Raw genomic sequence first — 4584 nt, forward strand, 5'->3', positions numbered from 1 at the left:
CAGGACAGCCTCGTCCGCTTCGCCGAGAAGGCGCATCAGCGTGGCGTCCAGATCGTGCTGTTCACCGACCAGTGGCTGTCGCCGATCGCCCGCTTTGCTCGTCATGTTATCGCCGGACGAACCGCGGTGCCGTCGGCATGGGACTCTTCGGCTGCCCTTTTCGTTGTCGCCGAAACGCTGATCGGCGCCGTCACCAGGCAACTGGAAGCAGAAGGCGCCAAACGCATTCGCGAGATGGAAAGTCTGCGTTAGTGCCTGTGCGACGATCCAAAGCGTTACGCATATTTTCTCAAAGGTTACATATATTTAATGTGCGCAGCCCCCGGAGAATTGTCATAAAGACGCGATATCGAGGCGGCTTCTTTGCCTTACAATAGCCTCGCTGCGTCTGCTTCATTCGGGAAACCGGTAGACGGAAGGATTGTTTTACCAACCGGAGTGCCGATGGCCGCCTGGAAACAGATACTTTTTGCACTTGTGGTGCTGGTGGTGGCGGCAGCCGCCTGGCTGCGCTTTTATCCCGGCGCGCCGGACGTGCTGGCACGCTGGGGCATCGACTGGGCCTCCGCGGCAACGCCCCCGGCTGAGACCGGCACCGCCAACGCGAAGCAGGCAAACGGCCGTAATGGCGGCAACCAGCGGGTGAACGTGGTCGCCCTTGCGGCCACTTCGGCTGTTATCAACGACCGCCTGCAGGCAATCGGCACCGGCCGTGCCAACGCCTCGGTGACCGTCAATCCCTACAGCTCCGGCCGCCTCGCCGAACTGCTGGTCGAATCCGGCAGCCATGTCGATAAGGGACAGATCCTCGCCACCCTGGATTCCGAGACCGAAGTGATCTCTCAGGACCGCGCCAAGCTCGCCTTGCAGGATGCGCAGGCCAAACTCGACCGCGTCAGGTCGCTTCGTGCCTCCAATGCCGCGACACCAGTCGCAGTGGCCGATGCCGAAGTGGTCTTGGCCGGCGCCAAGCTGGCGCTTCAGGATGCGGAACTGGCGCTGCAGCGCCGGTCGATACTGGCACCGATCGCTGGCACCGTCGGCATCCTGCCGATCTCGGCCGGCAATTATGTCACCAACCAGTCGGCCATCGCCACGCTCGACGACCGGTCCTCAATCCTGGTCGATTTCCTAGTGCCCGAGCGCTTCGCTGCCGCCGTCAAGGTCGGCGCACAATTGACGGCGACGCCGATCGCCAATCCCAGCAACGCTTATAGCGGCACCGTTTCGGCCATCGACAACCACATCGATGAAAAGAGCCGCACCCTGCTGGTCAAGGCCAAGATCGCCAACCCTGCGGATTCGTTGCGCGCCGGCATGTCGTTCGGCATCACCATGAAATTTCCGGGGCAAATCTATCCGGCCGTCAGCCCGCTGGCGATCCTGTGGGGGTCGGACGGCGCCTATGTCTGGCAGATCGAGGATGGCAAGGCCAGGCGGGTCCCGGTGCGCATCATACAGCGCAACACCGAGACCGTGCTGATCGACGCCGAGATCGACAATGGCGACATGGTGGTCACAGAGGGCACCCAGAGCGTCAGCGAGGGCGGCGCGGTCCGCCTTGCAGGTGAAGAGCAGCGCGCCGCGGACGCCGCCGCAGGCACATGACCAGCCCCGCCAACACTGCCAGCGAGACCGGCTTCACCGCCCTGTTCATCCGCAGGCCGGTGATGGCCTTCGTGCTGAACACACTGATTGCGGTCGCCGGCCTGGCCGCCTTCTACGGCGTCGAGATCCGCGAACTGCCTGATGTCGATCGCGCGGTCGTCACCGTTTCCACCACCTTCGAGGGCGCGGCGGCCGAGACCGTCGATCGCGAGCTGACCGACACCATCGAGGGCGCCGTCGCCCGCGTCTCCGGCGTCAAGTCGATCTCGTCGTCTTCCTCATTCGGCTCAAGCCGCGTCACCATCGAGTTCAACGATGGCGTCGATCTGAATGTCGCCGCCTCGGACGTGCGTGATGCCGTCGGCCGCGTCGCCAACCAGATGCCGGACACCGCCGATCCGCCGCGCATCGTCAAGGCCGACGCCAATTCCGACCCGGTGATGCGGCTGGCGGTGACCTCGGACAACATGTCGATCCAGGACATGACCGTGGTGGTCCAGGACCAGATCGAGGACGAGTTGGCCGCCGTGCCCGGCGTTGCCGACGTCCAGGTCTATGGCGACCGCGACAAGATCTTCCGCATCGACGTCGATCAGAACAAGCTGGCCAGCCTCGGCTTCACGGTTGCCGACCTCAGGGCCGCCCTTGCCTCGGTCGCCTTCGATTCCCCCGCAGGTTCGATCACCACGACCAACCAGGACCTGATCGTCCGCACGACTGCCGACGTCACCACGCCGGGAGAGTTCGAAAACATCATCATCGGCGGCACGACGCGCATCCGCGATGTCGCCACCGTCACACTCGGCCCCGACGTTGGCCAGACCACATTGCGCTCGGATGGCAAGACCGGCATCGGCATCGGCATCATCCGCCAGGCGGAATCGAACACGTTGGACATCTCGACCGGCGTCCAGTCCGCCGTCGCCAAGCTGCAGGAAAACCTGCCCAAGGGCATGTCGATCAAGATCACCAGCGACGACGCGGTCTTCGTCAAGGGCGCGGTGCACGAGGTCGAGATCGCGCTCGGCCTGTCCGTCACCATGGTGCTGATCGTCATCTATGTGTTTCTCCTAGACTGGCGCGCGACGCTGATCCCCGGCCTGGCGATGCCGGTCGCCATGATCGGCACCATCGCCGCCATCTATCTGGCCGGCTTCTCGGTCAACATCCTGACCCTGCTCGCGCTGGTGCTGGCGACCGGCCTGGTCGTCGACGACGCCATCGTCGTGCTCGAAAACATTGTGCGACGACGCAACGAAGGCATGGGACCGCGTGCGGCCGCTGTGCTTGGCGCGCAGGAAGTGTTCTTTGCCGTTATTGCCACCACCTTGACGCTGGTCGCCGTCTTCGTGCCGATTTCGTTCCTGCCCGGCCAGACTGGCGGCTTGTTCCGCGAATTCGGCTTCGTGCTTGCCATGTCGGTGCTCTTGTCCTGCGTGGTCGCGTTGACGCTGTGCCCGATGCTCGCCTCGCGCATGCTGACCGGCGCATCGCTCCACCACGAAGGTGGCCATGGCATCGGCGCCCGCATCGGCGGCGCGCTCAATACGGCTTACAAGCGCAGCCTGCACGCCTGCCTCGACGCGCCATGGATCGTGCTTCTGGTCGCGGTGCTGTTCGCCGGCACCGCCTTCACGCTGTTCGGCACCATCCGCCAGGAGCTGACGCCGACCGAGGACCGCGCTGCCGTGCTTCTGCGCATCAGCGCCCCGCAAGGCGTCAGCCTCGACTACACAACGCAGCAGATGCAGAAGATCGAGAGACTGATCCAGCCGATGCGCGATTCCGGCGAGATCCGCAGCACTTTCGAGAACGCCGGCCAGAACGGCTCCTACAACTCCGGCTTCATGGTGATGACGCTGGCGCCGTGGAACGAGCGCAGCCGCAGCCAGCAGGAGATCATGGCCGAGATCAGCCAGCTGACCAGGCAGGTGCCGAGCGTGCGCATCTTCCCGGTCCAGCCCAACAGCCTCGGTATCCGCGGCGCCGGCAACGGCCTGCAGTTCGCGCTGGTCGGCAACGACCGCAAGGCGCTCGGCGATGCCGCCGTGAAGATCATCGCCGAGATGCAGAAGGACCCGCGCTTCCAGACACCGCGCCTGTCCATCGACCCGACGCAGCCGCAACTCGCCGTGGCCATCGACCGCGAGCGCGCCTCTGACCTCGGCATCGACATATCGGGACTGGCCAACACCCTGCAGGCCATGCTCGACGGCAACGACGTCGTCGACGTCTACATCGCCGACCGCAGCTACGGCGTGAAGCTGGTCTCGACCACCAATCCGATCAACGATCCGACGGATCTGGAGAACATCTTCCTGAAAACAGCCGACGGACGTTTCGTGCCGATGTCGACCATCGCCACGCTGACCGAACGCGCCGTGCCGCCGTCGCTGTCGCGCGAACAGCAGCAGCCCTCTGTGGCGATCACGTCCAACCTCAGCGGCGACTTCGCGCTTGGCGATGCGCTCACCCGCGCCGAGCAAATCGCCACGCCGCTGCTGCCGCCAGGCAGCCGCATCCTGCCGCTGGCCGAGGCGGCGACGCTGGGCGAGACCAACAGCGCCATGGTCACCATTTTCGGCTTCGCGCTGGTCATCATCCTTTTGGTGCTGGCCGCCCAGTTCGAAAGTTTTGTCAGCGCCGTCATCATCATGGCGACGGTGCCGCTAGGGCTGGCCTGTGCGATTTTCGCGCTTCTCCTCTCGGGCACCAGTCTCAACGCCTACAGCCAGATCGGCCTGGTGCTTTTGGTCGGCGTCATGGCCAAGAACGGCATCCTGATCGTCGAATTCGCCAACCAGTTGCGCGACCGCGGGCTTGGCGTGCGCGAGGCGATCGAACAGGCCTCGATCATCCGCGTGCGGCCGGTGATGATGACGATGATCTGCACCGTGCTCGGCGGCCTGCCGCTGGTGCTGGCGAGCGGCGCCGGTGCCGAGGCGCGCGTCGCGCTCGGCTGGGTCATCGTCGGCG

3 protein-coding genes are annotated in these 4584 nt (G+C 64.8%); all 3 read left to right on the plus strand.

Annotated features, from left to right (window positions below):
- A partial coding sequence (locus tag EN893_RS19765) for an SIS domain-containing protein (RefSeq protein ID WP_164900969.1) occupies window positions 1-252 on the plus strand: 252 nt, incomplete at its 5' end.
- A gap of 192 nt (window positions 253-444) precedes the next feature.
- A complete protein-coding gene (locus tag EN893_RS19770) occupies window positions 445-1608 on the plus strand; it encodes an efflux RND transporter periplasmic adaptor subunit (protein ID WP_127271405.1) in 1164 nt (387 codons plus the stop codon).
- Window positions 1605-4584, plus strand: a 2980-nt coding sequence (locus EN893_RS19775; protein ID WP_164900970.1) for an efflux RND transporter permease subunit, incomplete at its 3' end; no start/stop codon positions are given. The genes EN893_RS19770 and EN893_RS19775, both read left to right, overlap by 4 nt.

This window comes from Mesorhizobium sp. M7A.F.Ca.CA.004.04.2.1 (assembly GCF_004022825.1).
Classification (GTDB): Bacteria; Pseudomonadota; Alphaproteobacteria; order Rhizobiales; family Rhizobiaceae; genus Mesorhizobium.

Excerpts from the sequence above, each read along its gene's own strand:
- EN893_RS19770 (WP_127271405.1), top strand. The coding sequence starts at position 445 with ATGGCCGCCTGGAAACAGATACTTTTTGCACTTGTGGTGCTGGTGGTG.